We start from the raw sequence: 18,622 nt of genomic DNA, 5'->3' as shown, positions 1-18,622 counted from the left end.
GACACTTATGTTTAGTATGTCTATCCTGATTTAAAGAAGCGTACTCTCCGTTAGCACCATAGCATTGGAGAGTTATCAGTGTATAGGTTATCCACCATCATTGTTTGGTTTTAATCATCATTATAATGATTAAAATAAATCCTTATTTTCTATATGGTTATCTGTACTTAATAAAACCTTACTGATACAATGGATTTAAAACTACTTAATACTGAATAAACTATTTCACACGTCAATCAATATAGCCCATTTCAGTCAATACAGCCCACGTTGCTAACTTTCACTTATTCTTAGTCACAACAGGTACACATGCTATGGCTAACGCTCATCAAAATAACCCCAGAAAGGAAGTCACTTATGCTCATGTCGGCGTGATTGGTTTCTTACTACTTGTCTTGCTAATCGCCCTTTCTGGATGTTTTCGTCCAGGCGGTCAACACGTCGTATCTAATGAGTCAGAAGATACGCAAGACACAGAGCTAGGTGCTGAGAGCGCCAGTAATACTGATGTAAAGCCGCTTATCAGCGTTCGTGATGAGCCTGTCGAAACCATTACAGTAGAGGCGATTGAATCGCCTAAAAAAGTAGAGCTGGGTAAAATGCTGTGGTTTGATACCCGCTTATCAAAATCAGGTACCTTGTCTTGTAACAGCTGTCATGACCTTGCCAAAGGCGGTACAGACAACATCCCAACCTCAGTGGGTCATAACTGGGCCGAAGGGCCAATCAACTCGCCGACAGTGTTAAACAGTCGCTACTTCTTGGCACAGTTCTGGGATGGACGCGCCAAAGACTTGATGGATCAGGCCGGTGGTCCAATTGAAAATCCAATAGAGATGGCATCGTCTCATGAGTATGTTGAACAGGTTTTAAACTCAATCCCAGAGTACAAAGCCTTGTTTAATGAAGCTTATGGCAGAAGTGGTGATGTCACCATCGATCAGGTAACCGAGGCAATTGCCTTATTTGAGGATACCCTTGTGACACCGAATTCACGCTTTGACCAATGGCTTGCCGGCGACGATAGTGCCATCAATAAGCAAGAGCTAAACGGCTACAAGCTATTTAAAGACAGTGGCTGTATCGCTTGTCACAATGGTGCGACATTAGGTGGCAGCTCGTTCCAAAAGTTTGGGGTCTTTGAGAAGTACACCACACAAAACCTATCTGAAGGACGCTACGCCGTTACTGGAAAGGAAGAAGACAGACACGTCTTTAAAGTACCGACACTGCGTAACATTGAGCTCACCTATCCATACTTCCATGATGGCCAAGTAGACTCATTGGCAGAGGCGGTCAATATTATGGGTAAAATTCAGTTAAACCGTACCTATGAACCCCAAGAGACCGAAGACATTGTGGCATTTTTGAAGACGCTAACTGGTGATCAGCCGCAGATTACCCTACCTAAACTGCCGCCCTCTAACGAGAATACACCAAAGCCTATTCCGTTTAAAAGACAAGGCTAGGCTATAAAAGGTAAGAGCCAGAGTAGATTTCGATAAACAAAAAAACCAGCGAATGAGTCGCTGGTTTTTTTATGACAAATCAGGTCAATTAAATCTTAATCTAAACGGGTGCTACCACCGCTTTAATCTCATCTGCCACTAGGCTGGCATCATTATCCAGTACCGTCACATGCTGCTCTAGGCTTTCAATATCTTTGGTATGCTCAGGGCGCTCAATGTCTATCTCGCCAACCGCTTCAAAGATGGTCTCTGAGAATTTCACTGGCAATGCTGTCTCTGCACAGATGATAACCTCACCCTGTTTTTGTAGCTCTTGTGCCACTTTGATGCCATCTGCTGTGTGTGGATCGACCAAGTCGTTATAAGTCTCGTATACTGCTTTGATGGTATTTAAGCGGTCTTGATGCGTTGATTTACCTGCCGCAAAACCATAACGGGTATTGACGGCATCGAGCACGTCAGACAAATCAAAGCCGTTACCTGCCTTCACCCCATCAAACAGCTCATGCACCCGTTTGCTGTCTTTGTCCAATAACAAGTACACAAAGCGCTCAAAGTTTGACGCTTTTGAGATATCCATAGACGGACTCGACGTCACATACGTTTTGTCGGCTGGGCGCGGAGTATAAGTACCTTCATTAAAGAAGTCGTTTAATACGTCGTTTTCATTGGTTGCCACAATCAAACGATCAATAGGCAGACCCATTTCACGGGCAATGTGACCGGCACAAATATTACCAAAGTTACCTGATGGCACGCAGAAGCTGACTTTTTCATCATTGCTTGTATTCGCTGCACCGTTTGTTACAGAGAAGTACGCCTTAAAGTAATAAACGATTTGCGCTAGGATGCGCCCCCAGTTGATTGAGTTGACCGTACCCAAGCTGTATTTGGCTTTAAAATCAGCGTCTTGTTGCAATGCTTTAACGATATCTTGGCAATCATCAAACATGCCTTTGATCGCAATATTATGAATATTAGCATCGGTTAAGCTATACATTTGCGCGCGCTGAAACTCACTCATTTTGCCATGTGGCGACATCATAAATACTTCGATGTTGTCTTTACCACGTAGCGCATATTCTGCGGCACTACCGGTATCGCCACTGGTGGCACCAATGATGGTCAGACGCTTGCCTTTTTGCTTTAATACATATTCAAAGGCATTACCCAAAAACTGCATCGCCACGTCTTTAAACGCAAGCGTTGGGCCATTAGACAGTCCTAAAATATACAAGTCATCTTCAAGCTTACGTACTGGCACGATGTCATCGCTACCAAAGATCTCTTTCGTATACGTACGCTCGATAATGTCTTTTAAATCCGTCTCATCAATATCGGTGGCGAACAGGCGCATAATCGCAAACGCCAGCTCTGGATAGCTCAAATCACGCCACTTATCCAATGTCGCAGCATCAATCTGCGGATAGCTCTCAGGTAGCATCAAGCCGCCGTCTGGCGCCAATCCCATCAACAACACATCGCTAAAATCCATCGGCTCGGTTTGACCACGCGTACTGATATATTTCATGTCTTCGTCTTATCCTGTCAAAAGAGGTCATCAATTTTTGTATCAAAAAGAGTAGCATATTTTGAGGCATAAGCCATGCTAAATAAACAGCTTATTGGTTTTTGGGGTAGGGTATGTGGGATTTATTACTTTTATGATAGCTTGTCCCACTTTATGCTTATATATAACCTACGCATGACGATGTATTATTAGCCATTGATGTTTAATCTTTCCCATTTTGACTAATATCCAATCCTTAATATCCAAAGCCGGCTAAACGTTTGGATTAATAGGTTTTATAAGCTTTTTTATCAAAGATAATCACCCTATTTGTAGTAACAACTTATATATTGACAAGCACTATTACCCATCCCATTATACTAATAGATATAGAAAAATATTTTTTACTAAAAGTTAATACATATCCTCGTTTATTTCATTTGTTCCATCTCATGTAGATAATCTATTAAAGGAAGCTAATATGAAAGCTGCACGTTTTTATGATAAAGGTGATATTCGTATCGAAGATATTCCAGAACCTACGGTAAAACCTGGTACAGTTGGCATTAAAGTAGCTTGGTGCGGTATTTGTGGTACTGATTTGCATGAGTTTATGGAAGGACCTATCTTCATTCCACCCTGTGGACATCCACATCCCATATCAGGAGAGTCAGCACCTGTTACAATGGGTCATGAGTTTTCTGGTGTGGTTTATGCGGTTGGTGAAGGGGTGAACGATATTGAAGTTGGTCAACATGTTGTAGTTGAGCCTTATATTGTTGCCGATGACGTTCCCACAGGTCCTGGTGATAATTACCACCTTTCAAAAGACATGAACTTCATTGGTCTTGGCGGCCGCGGTGGTGGCTTGTCAGAAAAAATTGCTGTTGAACGTCGCTGGGTGCATCCTATTTCAAATAAAATCCCTTTAGATCAGGCAGCTTTAATTGAGCCTCTCGCAGTGGGTTACCATGCTTTTATACGTAGCGGTGCACAAAAAGGAGATATCGCTCTAGTCGGTGGTGGTGGGCCTATTGGCTTGTTGTTATCGGCGGTATTAAAAGCAAAAGGTATCACCGTTATTATGACCGAGCTTAGCGAAAAACGTAAAGAGAAGGCCAAGGAAAGTGGCGTTGCTGACTACATTTTAGACCCGACCAAGGTTGACTTGAACAAAGAGGTAATGAAAATCACCGAAGATCGCGGTGTGGACGTGTCTTTTGAATGTACCAGTGTAAACGCTGTTTTAGATTCTTTAGTTGAGCTGACCAAGCCAGCAGGATCGGTAGTTATTGTGTCTATTTGGAGTCATCCTGCTAAAATTGATGTCCACAGTGTGGTTATGAAAGAGCTTGATGTACGTGGCACTATTGGTTACGTTAACAATCATCCAGAGACCATAAAACTGGTTGAAGATGGTTTGGTAGATCTTGAGCCGTTTATTACTCAACGTATTAAATTAGATGATTTGGTTTCAAAAGGATTTGAGACTTTGATTCATAATAATGACTCCGCTGTTAAGATTATCGTCAATCCAAACTTATAACGGTTGTCTTATATATCAATGATAGCCTATCAGACTCAACCATAGGGTGCGCAGCAGTGCGCACCTACATGTTCACTCGAACTACAATAGCAGAGGGTAACACCATGGCAGATATCGAAATCGAAAAACAACACAGCTTAGACTTTAATACCGCTCGCCAGCAAGCCAAAAAATGGCTTGAAAGTGCCAAAGACAAATATGGTATTAACGCCAATTATGTCGAAGGCGAGAATGAAGACAACGTGACAATCACACGTAAAGGCATCGATGGCAAAGCCACATTAGATGAAAATAAAATACGTTTTGAAGCAACCTTGGGATTTTTGGCCAAGCCATTAAAAGGTAAGATCAAAGACGCCTTAGAATCAGGGTTAAGCAAGTATTTTAACTAATCCGGTTTTTAGCTGATTGGTATTATTTTGACCATCATTTGTACCCAAAAAGCCCAGCTCTATTATTGAGCTGGGCTTTTTGGGTAACTCGTTGACCTGAACAACAAGTCAGAGGTCAGTCCTTTTGTCCATCACGAACTGATGTGCTCAATACAATAAAAGCACTATTAGCTTATCGTATCATTAGCTTATCTATGAGTCACTACCCTGCTTTTTAAGCACTGCATAATAAAATCCATCACCACCTGCAGGCGCTTGGGCGTTGACTTGCATCTGATCAGCCTCTGGTGTGTCATCTTGAGCCGCTGCGGGCGCTAATGCTTCAGTCATTTTATAAATCGGCAAGCACTGACGACCCACTTCTTGCTCGATACCCCAATTGGTTTCACTGTCAAAAGCGACTGCTACCGCATCTTTATGACGGCTTAAGAAGGCTTGCATCTGCTCTACGTTTTCTTGCTTTAAGATCGAACAGGTGACGTATAACAGGTAGCCGCCTGTCTTAAGCTGTGGCCATAAGTTATCCAAGATTTGCTCTTGTAATTGTGCGGTATGCTGCACATCTTCCTCATGACGTAGCAAGGTGATGTCTGGATGACGGCGGATAACACCGGTGGCCGTACAAGGGGCATCGAGCAGTATCGCATCAAAGCCAGATGATGCGTCGCTCACCTCTTTGGCTTGCCAAGTAGTCGCATCGACACACTCAATATCCAAGTGCAGCTTGCTGTTGACGATAGGCGCTGGCAGTTGCAAGCGCTCTAGATTTTCAAAAATACGCGTGATACGTGGCGCTTCATTATCAATTGCAGTCAATTTAACGTTATTAAGGACTGGCCGTTGGCTATCACTCTGTTTCACGTGAAACAAACCTGTTTGTTGCTTTTCTTGATTACCTAATAGCTCAAGCCAATGTGCCAGTTTGCCACCCGGTGCCGCACACGCATCCAGCAAACGTATGTGTTCCGCTGGATTAGCGGTTATTACTTGCTGCAATAACGCATCGATAATAGACGCAGCCAGCTGTGCATGCACATCTTGTACGCTTGCAATGCCTTCCTCAAACTCAGGCAGACGGCTGACAGGGACACTGTCAATCAGCTCAATAGCCTGTTGTTTAATACCGATAGTTTCGCCCGTATTAGGCATCTTGAGGGAGGTTTCTAATGAGATTAATTCTGCAGAGATTTCTTCTTCTGCCAGCTGAGTGAGATAGCTTTGGCTGTCTGTTTGTAAGCCATTTACCCGCAAAAACATCGGTGCGGATTGACGCAGGCTTTGGGTCAGCTCATCATAATGCTCACGCCAATCTGCTTTTAATTGCTGAGCCAGCCAGTTCGGTAAACTGTGATTTTTGTTGGCTTTTTTGCGGAATTTATTGGGGTTTTTCGCCACTTTGCGTAGTACCGCATTGACCAAACCTGAGGCACGTGCGTAATCAATGTGTTTCACCGCTTCTACGGTTTCATGGATAGCGGCGTGATCGGCAACATTAAGATATAACAGCTGAGTAATACCCAGTTGGATGGTGGTACGCACCTCAATCTCATCAATTGGGTTATCCGCGAGGCTATCAAGCAGCCGTGCCGTGGCGTGCCAGTGGCGTAAAGTCGTCAGCAATAACGCATGCGCAAAGCCTTTGTCATCCCCATTTAGACTGTTTAATAGAGGATCTAAAAGACCACTTAGTGACTGACCTTGTTGAATAGACAACAAGGTATTAATCACAGCGACACGGACGTTTTTGTTCTGAGTGGTGCTATTTGGTTTACTGCTCATTGAATGCCTAATTATAATAATTGAATGGGTTATGTTTTATTACTTGACTAAACTTACTCAGGCTAGATATTTAGCGACTGGGAATTATTTATTTGTGCTGGCTGTACGGTAGCTCCAGAGGCACAATAAATAACGCCCAGTCACTTAGTCGTTTAGCCGCTTGGTCACTTGATAAGATAAGCTTAAAACTCGTTACTCTTTGCGTAACGTCAATGATTCAAAATATATTACTCTGGCGCAGTAACGAACGTATCGCCATCATCCAGCTGACTGCCATGACAGACTTGCTCAGCGCTGACAGGCTTACTGCCAGCAAACTGTAACTGGGTTAAACGCAGTGTTGTGCCCTCAGCCTCAGCATCTTCTTTACCGCAAGCCACTAAAATCGCATTTTTGCCGACACTGATGATCGTACCAGGCGCTACAACCGTTGTTTGCGACGCATTTACTGGCAACGCTGCCAATACTTTGACCCGTTTAGGCTCGCTGTTACCTTCTGGATCTGCTAAAAAGGTGTAAGCCCCTGGATAGGAATGCATACCGCGAATTTGACGCTCGATATGCGCCGCTGACTGTGTCCAATCAATTGCGCCTTCAGCTTTACTTAGCTTCTCAGCATAAGTAGCAAGGCTATCATCCTGCTTTTGCGCCTGCGTCTGATATTTTGGTAAATCTTTTAGTACTTCAACGATAGCATCAGCGCCCATAGTCGCCATTTTGTCGTGTAAGCTCGCTGTGGTTTCATCGGCTGCAATATCATAAGATGCTTTATACAGCATATCGCCGGTATCCAGCCCTTTATTCATCTGCATGATGGTAATACCGGTCTGCTCATCACCAGCTAACAATGCACGATGAATCGGCGCCGCACCACGCCAACGTGGCAACAAAGAAGCATGAATATTTAAGCAGCCATACGTTGGCGTCTCTAACACACCAATAGGTAAGATCAGGCCATAGGCGGCAACGATCATCACATCAGGCTGATAACCTACTAATGTTTCACGAGCTGCTAGCCCCTCCTCCACCGACTTTTTAAAGGTCAGTGGCTGCTCAACAGGCAGATTATGCTCAATTGCTAATTGTTTAACAGGCGAGGCAGTAAGTTTTTGCCCCCGCCCCGCTTTACGATCTGGCTGAGTATAAACCGCCACTATTTCTATATTCAGAGCCTGCTGCTGCTCTATTAACGCTTTTAATGCCGTTGCAGCAAATTCTGGGGTACCCGCAAAAATCACACGCTGTCTGGTAGAAGAGTTGTTGTTAGTGCTCATAATTTTTATTCGATATACAGATGATAGGAATTAAGATAGCAGTAAATACCTCAAACTTGAGTCTGCCTTTGCTTCATTATAGTGAAATTATGAACACCCTGCCATGAAACCTAAGGCAGTCTGGCAATTAACCTCAAAGCTGACAGTAAAAAAGCCCTCCTTAATGCTAAGAAGGGCCAGTGTAAGACGTGTTGGTCTATGATGAATTGTGTCAAATTAACTAAACCAAAAACTCATCTCAATTAGTCAGCCGCTACCGCCGTCAAACGTTCAAGATAGCGAGCAATCAAATCGACCTCGATATTGACAGGCCCACCCACTTTCCAATGACGCGCAATATTGGTTACCTCAGCGGTATGGGGAATAATATTTAAGCAAATAATATTGTCTTTCACCAAGTTGGTGGTTAGGCTGATGCCGTCCACTGTGATTGAGCCTTTGGTCGCTGCATATTTTTTTAACGCTTCTGGAATGGAGATTTCAATATAAATAGAGCGTGCATCCTCTGTCATCACCTCCACAGTACCGACACCATCTACGTGACCTGATACCATATGACCGCCGAAGCGAGTAGTGGGCAACATCGCTTTTTCTAGATTTAAAGTATCGCCTTGTTGCCAGTTGTTCATGGCGGTCTTCGCCAATGTTTCACGTGAAACATCTACTGCATAACTGTTGCTGTCCATATCTACCACAGTCAGGCAGATGCCATTACTGGCAATAGAGTCACCCAATTTTACATCACTAAAGTCCAAATCATCAGACTCAATGACCAAACGCACATCTCCACCCACTTCGGTGATAGATTTTAATGTACCTGTGCTTTCGATTATACCTGTGAACATACCTACTCCTATATTTATTAAAATTGCAGAAAATCTGCTAAGCCTTACTACGACCTCATTATATAACTGTAAATTCAGCCTAAAAACTCTCTGTGGATAACTTTTTAAAACTTAAACCTGTGAAACCTAGCAGGTTCCACAGCAAAAAACCTATCCACAACCCATAAAAAGGTTCCACATGGAACTTAATTGGATTAAAGTTTCACGTGGAACCTTTGTTTTATAAAGGCTTTGCAACAAAGCACTGTTGTTTTGTTTCATGTGAAACCTAATTAATCCACAACCCATGTTTCATGTGAAACTTTTGATACTGTGCCAAATTTTACAACACCTCATCTGTGGATAACTTTTTAACATCGTCATGATTCACTCTTTACTGGCCAACTATCAAGGCACCAAGCTTGATAGTAGCGTCAAATGACGGCAGTCACCTTCTTACAAAATACCGAACATTTGTCGGCTTATATTGATACTTTAATGATGACTTATTGGCATACAGGCTTATATACCAGCTTCAAATCTGAGCCTACTTCAGACACACTTACCCGCTCAAACCTGTGCTGCAAAAACAAGTTATCCACAGTTAAGTTCAACATAGGTTTTGCGCTGTGTCCCAATAAACACGGGGCCTGATACACAATAAGCTCATCCACTAATCCCGCTTCAATGAAGCTGCCTGACACCTGTGATCCCGCTTCAACAAGCACATCTTGTACTTGGTATTGAGTCACTAACTGATGAAGTAAGGCAGTTAAATCATGCTCAGCCCAAAGTAGAGTGTCTGGGCTCTCAAACACTTTATAATGCGCCTGATTAAGCCGCTGTCTTCTATCTAATACCACAATCTTAGGCTGTGGCACCTTATCTAAGGCCACCCCCAATTGACTTGAGCGCACATTTAGACTGGGATTGTCATCAATAATGGTCTGGCTTCCGGTAATAATGGCACCACTGAGCGCCCGCAGCTTCTGTACATCCTCACGTGCTGCAGGGCCTGTAATCCACTTAGACTCGCCCGATGCCATGGCTGTACGGCCATCTAAGCTACTGGCTATCTTTAGGCGCACATAAGGCATTTGAGTACGCATGGCCTTTAAAAAGCCAAGATTCAACTGCTCTGCTTGCTGGGTAGATACGCCCACTGTCACCTCAATACCCGCCGCTTTTAACATGGCTATACCGCGACCAGCCACCTTTGGATTGGGGTCTAGCCCCGCCACCACTACTCGAGATACCCCTGAATTGATCAAAGCTTGGGCACAAGGTGGGGTTCTTCCGGTATGGCTACAAGGCTCTAAAGTGACATAGGCAGTGGCACCTTTTGCATTATCTTTCGCTTCTCTTAAGGCAAAAACTTCAGCATGTGGCTGCCCTGCCTGAGGATGATAACCCGTGCCTACTATTAAGTTATTATTCACAATAACACAGCCTACAGCAGGGTTTGGCCTAGTAGTAAACAGCCCTTTTTTGGCCTCTTCAATGGCCAAATTCATGTAGTAAAAATCTTGCTTTTTTGGGGGTGTATTTGAGCCTATTTCTAAGGCATGATTAGCCGCATTTTCAACCCTAGTTTGCGGCTTATTTTCAGCCATTTGTTCGACCTGATTGTCAATCGAATGCTTGGCTATATTTGGGGATAAATCATTGGCTAACGTGTCAAAAGCATCCTCAGAGGATAGCGAAGTAGTTGACGGTGTGGAGGGTGAGGTAGTCATAAGATAAACAGGGCTCCATATAAACAAGGAAGGGCCTATAACGGCCCATAATCAACGGTAAAAACTGCCCCATACAGAGCTATTGGTCATCGACTGGACGAATATTTTGTAACTCTTGGCGAAAGGCTTCTATATCTTGAAAGTCTCGATACACACTGGCAAAGCGCACATAAGCGACATCATCAAGCTCTTTGAGTTCACTCATTACCACTTCACCCAAGCCTTTACTGCTAATCTCACGCTCGCCCAATTGACGAATGCGCTTCTCAATACGGCTAATCATCGCTTCTTGCTCATCCAAGGTTACCGGTCTTTTTTGCAGTGGTAATTGGATAGATCGTTTTAGTTTTTGGGAGTCATAAGGCTCAATACGCCCGTTAGACTTGATAATTCGTGGCATCACCACCTCTACTACCTCAAAGGTCGTAAAGCGCTCTTGACACTGATTGCACTGGCGGCGACGGCGCACCTGAGCACCCTCAGCCGCTAAGCGTGAATCAATAACCTTGGTGTCATCTGCATTACAATAGGGACACTGCATAATAGGCTCTCAATAGATTGCTAAAGAATGTTTTTGTTATTTACCGATACAAAAGCTGCCAAAGATACGACCCAATAAGTCATCTGCACTAAATTCACCAGTAATCTCACCTAAGCTATGCTGACCTTGACGTAGGCTTTCAGCCACTAATTCGCCTGCTTGATATATCACCAATTGTTGATGTGCTTCATCCACATGCTGCTGTGTACGGCGCAAAGCATCTAGGTGACGGGTGCGGGCAATTAGGCTGTTTTCGGGGGGATGAAAGCCGACTTTATCGCACAAACTAGCGATTAATTGTGGGATACCTTGTGAGGTTTCACATGAAACATTGACCTGATCATACCCTAAAATATCTGCCTTATCTGCCAACTTATTGGCACCCTCACCCTTATCTTCAACTAAATCGCGCTTATTACCAATAAGCAGCAGCTTACTAGGATCAAAGTTTGGGGTGCCATCTATACCTTCTCCAAACAGCTCTGAAGCCAGTTTTAAGGGGTCAACTTCTTGAGATAAATCATACACTAACAACAGCAAATCCGCTTGATTGATAGCGGTACGAGCTCTTTCGATACCTATACGCTCTACAGCATCTGTGGTGTCACGCAGACCTGCGGTATCAGTCAAATGAATGGTCAGTCCATTGAGCACTATGGTTTCTTGCAACGTGTCACGCGTGGTGCCGGCCACATCGGTGACAATAGCACGCTCTTGACCTGCTAAGCTGTTTAGCAGGCTTGATTTACCCGCATTGGGGCGACCGGCCAATACCACGTGCACCCCATCGCGCAAAAGCTGACCTTGTTGGGCTGTGGATAAGATGGTGGTTAACTGCTGCTGTATGCGCTGTAACTTGCCCTCAATAACTCCATCGCTTAAAAAGTCCACATCCTCTTCATCAGGAAAGTCGATGGAAGCTTCGACATACAAACGCAGCTCAATTAACGCCTCTAATACCTCATTAATCTTGTTAGAGAAAGCGCCGGTTAAAGAGCGGATAGCACTACTGGCAGCAGCAGCACTGGTGGCATCAATGGCATCAGCAATGGCCTCTGCTTGTAGCAAGTCTAGTTTGTCATTATCAAAGGCACGGTAGGAGAATTCACCTGCTTGAGCTTGATGCGCACCAAGCTCAAATACGCGCGCTAACAGCTGGTTTTGCAATATCATGCCACCATGACCCTGCAGCTCGATAACGTCCTCACCTGTGAACGAATGCGGTGCTTTAAAGTACAAGACCAGGCCTTCATCTAGCACATTGTTATTGGCATCGTAAAAACGGCAAAAACTGGCCAAACGAGGCGTAAAACTCTCCTTACCGGTCAGTGCACAGGCAATGGCATAAGCCTTGGGGCCTGACAGTCGAATAATCCCTACGCCGCCGCGACCGACAGGGGTGGCGATGGCAGCAATGGTGGTGGTGTGTGTCATATTTTTTGGCTCAAATTAAGAGTGAGTGACGCAAGCGATAATCATAAGCGCTCTGCGCGGATTTGGCTGTACGCTTATGTTGCCGATATTATGTCTTATAGTAGGTGTTAAGGGATGGATATTCAATGATGCCCCTAAAAAAACAAAAGCACCCATACAAGACATATAGGTGCTTTTTTATAGCTGTTTAGATCATAAAGCGGTAGGCATAAGCCTAATGCTTGAGCGTATTAGCTTGCCATTTTGGCCGCTTTTTCTCTTTGCTCACGTTCTACTTTTTTGTTCACGATATACTGCTGACCCATAGTGAACAGGTTATTCACAGTCCAGTACAACACCAAGCCTGCTGGGAAGAATAGCATGAATAGCGTGAAAATAATCGGTAAGAACTTCATCACCTTAGCCTGCATAGGATCTGTCGGCTGCGGACTGAACATCTGCTGCGCGAACATACTGGCACCCATCAACATAGGTAAAATGAACCAAGGATCCATCGCTGATAAGTCTTGAATCCATAAGATCCAAGGCGCATGACGTAGCTCAACACTCTCAACCAATACCCAGTACAAGGCTAAGAAAATAGGCATCTGTAACAAGATTGGCAAACAGCCCGCCATTGGGTTAACTTGCTCTTCTTTGTAGATGGCCATCATCTCTTGTGACATCTTCATACGGTCATCGCCGTGCTCTTCTTTTAAGGCTTGCAGACGTGGAGCAATAGCACGCATCTTAGCCATCGAATAGTAGCTCTTATTTGAGAACCACATAAGCGCAATCTTGACCAACAAGGTTAGGGCAATAATTGACCAACCCCAGTTGCCTATGACTTTGTGAATGCCTTCTAAGATAGCGAACAACACTTTTGAGATGGGCCATAAGAAGCCATAATCCACAGTTTTGTTCAAGCCGGGTGCCACTTCAATCAATGATTCTTGATCTTTTGGACCCGCATATAAGGTTGCCGTAACGTCTTTTTGCTTATTGGCAGGAACAACGATGGGCTCACTGTTCATACCGATGAAATGATCGCCTGCTTTTTCACGGCTGAAGAACTGACCTGTAAAGTTATTCGGTGTCCAAGCTGATACGAAGTAATGCTGAACAATACCCACCCAACCTTTATCGCTGGCTGCTGTTAGCTCACCATCATTGAAGTCTTTGAACTTAAGCTTGTTGTAATCATCATCTGGTGTACCCCAAGCACCGCCCAGATAGGTCGCCATGCTTAAGGCACCTTTATCAGACATACCAGGATCTTTGCTGCTATCACGTTTTAATTGAGCAAAGACTTGACCATTCCATGGCTGAGTACCTGTGTTATTAATATTATAATTAACACGGATAGGATACTTGCCTTGGGTGAAGGTAAAGCTCTTAGTAATGGTCACGCCATCTTGTTTGTAAGTCAGCGGTACGGTTAACGTCTTTTGACCGGGCTGCATCACATAATTATCAGACTGATAGCTGTATTTTGCACGGCCAGAAGCAGTATCGATACCATTAGGACCAATCAAACCTGACTGAGCCACATACACACGTTGACCTGAGTCTTCTAATAAAACAAACGAATTATCGCTGTGTAATTTAGCATTATAGTCACGCAATGCTGCGTACACCACATCGCCACCTACCGGATCAATCTTAACTTGATAACGGTCTGTGGTGACATTGATAAGCGTTCCCGCTTTGGCTTCTGTACTCTCGCTATCCGCTTTGCTTGACGGGATATCAGTTGCCGTGGCTGCAGGTATATCACTAGCACCAGCTGTGGTCGGAATATCGGCCCCCGTGGTGGAAGTGGATACAGAAGGGGTTACTGCGTCTGCTGATGTGGCTGGCACATTGGCATAGTCCTTCTGCCAAGCAAGCACCAACAAATATGCGGTAATCAGCATCGCAATGATGATGAGCACCCGTAGTATCTTTTGCATAAGATTGTCCTAAACAACTCAAAATGAATGTTCTAAATTAACACTTAAAACGTAATCGTCACCGGTAGCTCAGGCCTTTGTCTGTTTGCCTGGGCTTAATTTTTTATAGCAAAACCTGTGACTTTGGTCGCTACAGTACCTTTAAAACGTTTACAAAATGGTGACTATTTTACTAAAAAACCATGGTAAATGATATAGAAGGCATATTTCAGACAAAAGATGACATAAGCATTACTTTAAGTGTTATTAAATTCAGCTTACTTTTTGGTATGAGTCTGCTCTGTTTGATAGGTGCTGGCTTTAATAGAAGCTTTAAAGGTGTTATTTAATCGAGACACATAGCTAATTTTGTCTTTATAAACCCCTCGACCTACTAATGTTTCACGTGAAACACTGTTATCTATAGCTGTAAATACCATTTTATACAAAGGCAGCGGCACAAAGTCGACCCCATGCCCACCAAGGGGATGACAACTGCCTATACGCTTTAGCGTAAGCCAACCGCCTTTGCCCGCACCATGCCACAATATGGCTGTTTTGCCATACTCAGAGCAGGTCGGATAATAGCGACACCGACCCGGTAAGGCAGGACTCACAAAGCGCTGATAACCGTGAATAATTGCCAATAACATGCGTGAAAAAAAACCGCTTATTGGAAGACTCATAGCGCTCTCCTTAGCTTAACACCCCATTGACCACTCAGGCTCGCCAAGCTTAGTATCTAAAACAATCAGTGCCTCAAATAATCAGCCGCTAGACATCACTTGTCTTTATGTTTGACATCTGCAGCTGTAGCGCGCCGCTGTTTAGAGATAACCTTGGATAAAATATCTGAAATTTCCTGACGCATTTGCTCATTACTCAGTGCTTTGGTCGATCTTTTTAAAATAAATACCACATCAAGCGCTGGCAACTGGGCATGCGTATGTCTAAACTGCTCACGAATGATACGTTTTATGGTATTTCTGGCTACTGCGGTCGGGATTTTTTTCTTAGTAATCGCCATACCCAGTCGGGCCTGCAAGTGATCAGAATCATAAGCAAACGCCATAAAGTGGGTTTGATGAACCTTAAACAGCGGCTGATTAAATACCGGTTTAAATTCGGCAGGCTTCAATAATCTTTTTGCTTTGGGATAACAGTAGTCAGTCATGAGGGGTCAACATACAATAAAAAAATAACGGTGATTTTTAGTTTTTAAATACCATAAGCAAAAAAAGCACCTAATAATTAGGTGCTTTTAATAAAATATACGAATTAACGTGTCTATCAACAGTTTTCCAGTAATTAAATATTAATTACACAGTTAAACGATGACGACCTTTTGCACGACGACGTGCTAAAACTTGACGGCCTTTTTTAGTTGCCATGCGAGCACGGAAACCATGGGTGCGCTTGCGTTTGATAACGCTTGGCTGGAATGTACGTTTCATAAATCACCTTTGACAGCAAAGAAATTAAAAATAAATAGAGTTCACTAAGAATTTGTAGTAACGAACGATTATGCCAGTATTTTTGTTAATTGTCAATAATAAATAGCCTGTTAACATCAGCTTGCAATCCTTAATTCATCACAGGTTGCGCTAAAAATAGACCTATCTAATCTGCACTTTTTTGTCGTTTGATTAGCCACTAGGGTCTCAATTTCTGATTAAAAAATTGCTCATAAATCACCTGTCAAATCCAACTTATTTAAGCTTAAAGAATCTTAAATTTTGCAGAGCTTAGTGACCAAAACTCACCTAAATAAATGACAATAAATACTAATAAAAATTTGTAATAAAAGTCATCTATAAAATCCTGGTAATAGTGTAGCTTATCTTAAATATTGACAGTGGCGGTTTTTTACTTAGTCCAGCCATTTGGTACTGCAAAATTAAAAGCTCATTGTTTGACACTCATGCTCACTTCAACTTTCTCCCCGCAATACCTAATATGCGTTTTATCACTACTGTAAAAATCAGATCCTGTGCTGTGTTTAGATCACTGATGCTTAAGATATCTTTGGGTATACGAGTTATCTTTTGCTTAAATTAATTGGCGGTTTGCTAAAGGTGTTTGATAGCGCTCTGTAAAACCTAGTCACTTGCTTTGATTGGTTTAATAACTGTGACTGAACCAATCAGCTTACTGCTAAATTTTTTGTATTTACTCTGATTATCCTCAAAGAGCTTTGTTTTAATACATGTTTTATACAGCTGCTGTGCCTAGTATCAAAAACTTATCCACAGCACAAGGTGTCCCCTATAACTATATATATAATAGTTCTTTTGTTATTATTAGTACCCTTGTTTTCTGTGAATAACCACTATAATTCGTTATAAATCATATACTTAAACTGTGGTTATTGCTGTTGATAACCTGTTATTAAAACCTGTATAACTTAGCTGTTTTAGTTATCCACAGATTTAACCACAAAGTTATCCACAACATAATTTTGATGATATTTATGATTTAGTGTGGTAAAGTACCCCCACGAAATAAGACAGACAGGTTAATTGTTACTGTCTATTTTGCTTTTTTGTCCGTTTTATTAGGGTTAATGGGTCATGTCAGATAGTTTGTCGTTGTGGGATAGATGTCTTAATGACTTAAGATATCAGCTCAAAGAAAATGAGTTTACGATGTGGCTGCGTCCACTTTCAGCTCATATCATTGGGGATAAGCTAGAGTTGCTTGCTCCAAACCAGTATTTTGTCTCCCACGTACAGCAGCATCATTTTGCCGCAATTGAAGTATTGGCTAAGCAGCATAGCAATGGCGAAATACGTCAAGTTGTGATTCAAGTGGAAAGTAGCGTGCACTCTGGTGGGCAGACGAAAGCGGGCCACACTACCCTAGCCAGTGCGCAAAATGGCCCTGTGGTGATGAGTGCTCAACAAAATCTGCAAACTCAAAATGAAGAGGATGCCGATGCCGCCCAAATGGCGTCAGATAAGTCACTTAGTTATATCAATCCCTATTTTACTTTTGAGACCTTTGTCAGTGGTAAGTCTAATATGCTGGCTTACAAAGCCTGTCAGGAGCTTGGCAAAAAACAATCGCAGAATCGTCATAACCCGTTGTTCTTGTACGGACCTTCTGGTCTTGGTAAGACCCATCTGATGCACTCTGTGGCACATCGATACTTGAAAATTGGTAAAACGTTTTACTATTTTTCTTCTGAGAAGTTTATCAATCAGCTGGTCTATGCACTACGTAACCAGAAGATTGAAGAGTTCAAACGTAAGATTAAACGGGTAGACTTGTTGATTATTGATGACGTGCATGTGTTGGCGGGCAAAAATAAATCCAGCAATGAGTTTTTGTCGTTATTTGCCGATTTTATGGTTGAGGGCAAGCAAGTTATCCTAGCTTCAGACCGTCATCCGTCACAGATGACAGAGTTTGATGAACGATTTCGCTCACGTTTTTCATCAGGGCTGGCTGTGGCGATTGAGCCGCCTGAGATGGAAACACGCATGCAGATTCTGCAGAAAAAAGCTCATCTATCAGGGGTTGATCTTCCCAAAGAGTGCGCTTTATTTATTGCTCAAAACGTGGTGTCGAATGTCAGACGTTTAGAAGGGGCATTAAACCAAGTGGTGGCCACAGCCAACTTGACCGGGAATCCCATTGACCTTGACATGGTGCAGTATGCACTAAAAGATGTGATAGCCATTCGCTCGCAAGCGGTAAGTATGGATAACATACGTAAGGTGGTGGCGGAGTACTATGATGTGTCGGTGAAGGATTTGATGAGTAAAAAACGCACCCGTAGCATCGCGCGTCCTCGTCAAATTGCCATGGCCCTGGCGCGGGAGTTAACCAAAGACAGCTTCCCTGATATTGGCCAGTCTTTTGGCGGTCGTGATCACACCACAGTCATGCACGCCTGTGATAAGATTGCTCAACTGCGTAGCGAAGATCCGGTGTTGGATAAAGAATATAAAGCCTTATCTATGACTCTACAGGCGGGATAAGATTACAATCTGGCCTGACTTCAGCCTTATTTAGTCGCTGGGGCAGGGGTGTTTGTGGTGTGTACTTTGTTATTTGGGTATACTAACAGGTCACTATTAATGGCATTGATCTGGTTTTTTTTGGTATTTATAAAATATGCCATAACCCGTTATTTACAGTTTATAACGGCATCCTTGTGTCATAGTGAGTGCTAAGCTTTATAATCAATACTAAATTGGCTATT

General features: G+C 43.1%; 15 protein-coding genes. 4 read left to right on the top strand and 11 right to left on the bottom strand.

Translation table 11 applies throughout. The features are described 5' to 3' along the window. Positions 1–314 precede the first annotated feature (314 nt). The gene (locus JMX92_RS05960) at positions 315–1,469 is read left to right on the top strand and encodes a cytochrome-c peroxidase (RefSeq protein ID WP_201544466.1); all 1,155 of its coding nucleotides are present in this window, start codon (positions 315–317) and stop codon (positions 1,467–1,469) included. A gap of 100 nt (positions 1,470–1,569) precedes the next feature. Here the strand turns inward: JMX92_RS05960 and thrC are convergent, their stop codons facing one another. After that, a complete protein-coding gene (thrC, locus tag JMX92_RS05955; RefSeq protein WP_201544464.1) occupies positions 1,570–3,000 on the bottom strand; it encodes a threonine synthase in 1,431 nt (476 codons plus the stop codon). 460 nt (positions 3,001–3,460) lie between these two features. Between thrC and JMX92_RS05950 the strand changes: the two genes are divergently transcribed. Both JMX92_RS05950 and JMX92_RS05945 read left to right on the top strand, forming a co-directional pair. Then, the gene (locus JMX92_RS05950; protein WP_201544462.1) at positions 3,461–4,525 is read left to right on the top strand and encodes a 2,3-butanediol dehydrogenase; all 1,065 of its coding nucleotides are present in this window, start codon (positions 3,461–3,463) and stop codon (positions 4,523–4,525) included. A gap of 68 nt (positions 4,526–4,593) precedes the next feature. Continuing rightward, positions 4,594–4,917 (top strand): polyhydroxyalkanoic acid system family protein, encoded by a 324-nt coding sequence (locus JMX92_RS05945; RefSeq protein WP_227675281.1) that lies wholly within the window; start codon positions 4,594–4,596, stop codon positions 4,915–4,917. Between the two features lie 192 nt (positions 4,918–5,109). Here JMX92_RS05945 and JMX92_RS05940 read toward each other — a convergent pair whose 3' ends face one another. From JMX92_RS05940 to rpmH, 10 genes are all read right to left on the bottom strand, one after another. Next, complete coding sequence (locus tag JMX92_RS05940; RefSeq protein WP_201544460.1) at positions 5,110–6,696, bottom strand: transcription antitermination factor NusB; 1,587 nt, start codon at positions 6,694–6,696, stop codon at positions 5,110–5,112. A gap of 227 nt (positions 6,697–6,923) precedes the next feature. Then, entirely contained in the window at positions 6,924–7,970 is a 1,047-nt protein-coding gene (gene fmt / locus JMX92_RS05935) for a methionyl-tRNA formyltransferase (protein WP_201544458.1), read from the bottom strand. A 242-nt stretch (positions 7,971–8,212) separates the two neighbouring features. Then, positions 8,213–8,815 carry a riboflavin synthase gene (locus JMX92_RS05930; protein WP_011961595.1) on the bottom strand — a complete coding sequence of 201 codons (603 nt, stop codon included), beginning with the start codon at positions 8,813–8,815 and terminating at the stop codon, positions 8,213–8,215. A 485-nt stretch (positions 8,816–9,300) separates the two neighbouring features. Continuing rightward, positions 9,301–10,407, bottom strand: a complete 1,107-nt coding sequence (ribD, locus tag JMX92_RS05925) for a bifunctional diaminohydroxyphosphoribosylaminopyrimidine deaminase/5-amino-6-(5-phosphoribosylamino)uracil reductase RibD (RefSeq protein ID WP_201544491.1) — start codon at positions 10,405–10,407, stop codon at positions 9,301–9,303. A 202-nt stretch (positions 10,408–10,609) separates the two neighbouring features. Beyond that, positions 10,610–11,071 (bottom strand): transcriptional regulator NrdR, encoded by a 462-nt coding sequence (nrdR, locus tag JMX92_RS05920; RefSeq protein ID WP_110817245.1) that lies wholly within the window; start codon positions 11,069–11,071, stop codon positions 10,610–10,612. A gap of 36 nt (positions 11,072–11,107) precedes the next feature. Continuing rightward, positions 11,108–12,505, bottom strand: coding sequence for a tRNA uridine-5-carboxymethylaminomethyl(34) synthesis GTPase MnmE (gene mnmE / locus JMX92_RS05915; RefSeq protein ID WP_201544456.1), 1,398 nt, complete (start codon positions 12,503–12,505; stop codon positions 11,108–11,110). Positions 12,506–12,735: 230 nt separating this feature from the next. Next, positions 12,736–14,436, bottom strand: coding sequence for a membrane protein insertase YidC (gene yidC, locus JMX92_RS05910; protein WP_011961599.1), 1,701 nt, complete (start codon positions 14,434–14,436; stop codon positions 12,736–12,738). A 257-nt stretch (positions 14,437–14,693) separates the two neighbouring features. Next, positions 14,694–15,101 (bottom strand): membrane protein insertion efficiency factor YidD, encoded by a 408-nt coding sequence (gene yidD, locus JMX92_RS05905; RefSeq protein ID WP_201544454.1) that lies wholly within the window; start codon positions 15,099–15,101, stop codon positions 14,694–14,696. 95 nt (positions 15,102–15,196) lie between these two features. Beyond that, positions 15,197–15,589 (bottom strand): ribonuclease P protein component, encoded by a 393-nt coding sequence (gene rnpA, locus JMX92_RS05900; RefSeq protein WP_110817249.1) that lies wholly within the window; start codon positions 15,587–15,589, stop codon positions 15,197–15,199. A 145-nt stretch (positions 15,590–15,734) separates the two neighbouring features. Then, complete coding sequence (gene rpmH / locus JMX92_RS05895) at positions 15,735–15,869, bottom strand: 50S ribosomal protein L34 (protein WP_007394757.1); 135 nt, start codon at positions 15,867–15,869, stop codon at positions 15,735–15,737. A 1,116-nt stretch (positions 15,870–16,985) separates the two neighbouring features. Between rpmH and dnaA the strand changes: the two genes are divergently transcribed. Next, positions 16,986–18,398, top strand: coding sequence for a chromosomal replication initiator protein DnaA (gene dnaA / locus JMX92_RS05890; protein WP_011959298.1), 1,413 nt, complete (start codon positions 16,986–16,988; stop codon positions 18,396–18,398). Positions 18,399–18,622 lie beyond the last annotated feature (224 nt).

Origin of the sequence: Psychrobacter sp. H7-1 (genome assembly GCF_904846585.1) — a bacterium.
Lineage (GTDB): Bacteria > Pseudomonadota > Gammaproteobacteria > Pseudomonadales > Moraxellaceae > Psychrobacter > Psychrobacter raelei.
The sequence above is the reverse complement of the archived record's forward strand: the minus strand, read 5'-3'. Positions and strand labels throughout refer to the sequence as shown.

Coding starts and splice junctions, on each gene's coding strand:
- JMX92_RS05960 (WP_201544466.1), top strand. CDS start 315: ATGGCTAACGCTCATCAAAATAACCCCAGAAAGGAAGTCACTTATGCT.
- thrC (WP_201544464.1), bottom strand. CDS start 3,000: ATGAAATATATCAGTACGCGTGGTCAAACCGAGCCGATGGATTTTAGC.
- JMX92_RS05950 (WP_201544462.1), top strand. CDS start 3,461: ATGAAAGCTGCACGTTTTTATGATAAAGGTGATATTCGTATCGAAGAT.
- JMX92_RS05945 (WP_227675281.1), top strand. CDS start 4,594: ATGTTCACTCGAACTACAATAGCAGAGGGTAACACCATGGCAGATATC.
- JMX92_RS05940 (WP_201544460.1), bottom strand. CDS start 6,696: ATGAGCAGTAAACCAAATAGCACCACTCAGAACAAAAACGTCCGTGTC.
- fmt (WP_201544458.1), bottom strand. CDS start 7,970: ATGAGCACTAACAACAACTCTTCTACCAGACAGCGTGTGATTTTTGCG.
- JMX92_RS05930 (WP_011961595.1), bottom strand. CDS start 8,815: ATGTTCACAGGTATAATCGAAAGCACAGGTACATTAAAATCTATCACC.
- ribD (WP_201544491.1), bottom strand. CDS start 10,407: ATGGCTGAAAATAAGCCGCAAACTAGGGTTGAAAATGCGGCTAATCAT.
- nrdR (WP_110817245.1), bottom strand. CDS start 11,071: ATGCAGTGTCCCTATTGTAATGCAGATGACACCAAGGTTATTGATTCA.
- mnmE (WP_201544456.1), bottom strand. CDS start 12,505: ATGACACACACCACCACCATTGCTGCCATCGCCACCCCTGTCGGTCGC.
- yidC (WP_011961599.1), bottom strand. CDS start 14,436: ATGCAAAAGATACTACGGGTGCTCATCATCATTGCGATGCTGATTACC.
- yidD (WP_201544454.1), bottom strand. CDS start 15,101: ATGAGTCTTCCAATAAGCGGTTTTTTTTCACGCATGTTATTGGCAATT.
- rnpA (WP_110817249.1), bottom strand. CDS start 15,589: ATGACTGACTACTGTTATCCCAAAGCAAAAAGATTATTGAAGCCTGCC.
- rpmH (WP_007394757.1), bottom strand. CDS start 15,869: ATGAAACGTACATTCCAGCCAAGCGTTATCAAACGCAAGCGCACCCAT.
- dnaA (WP_011959298.1), top strand. CDS start 16,986: ATGTCAGATAGTTTGTCGTTGTGGGATAGATGTCTTAATGACTTAAGA.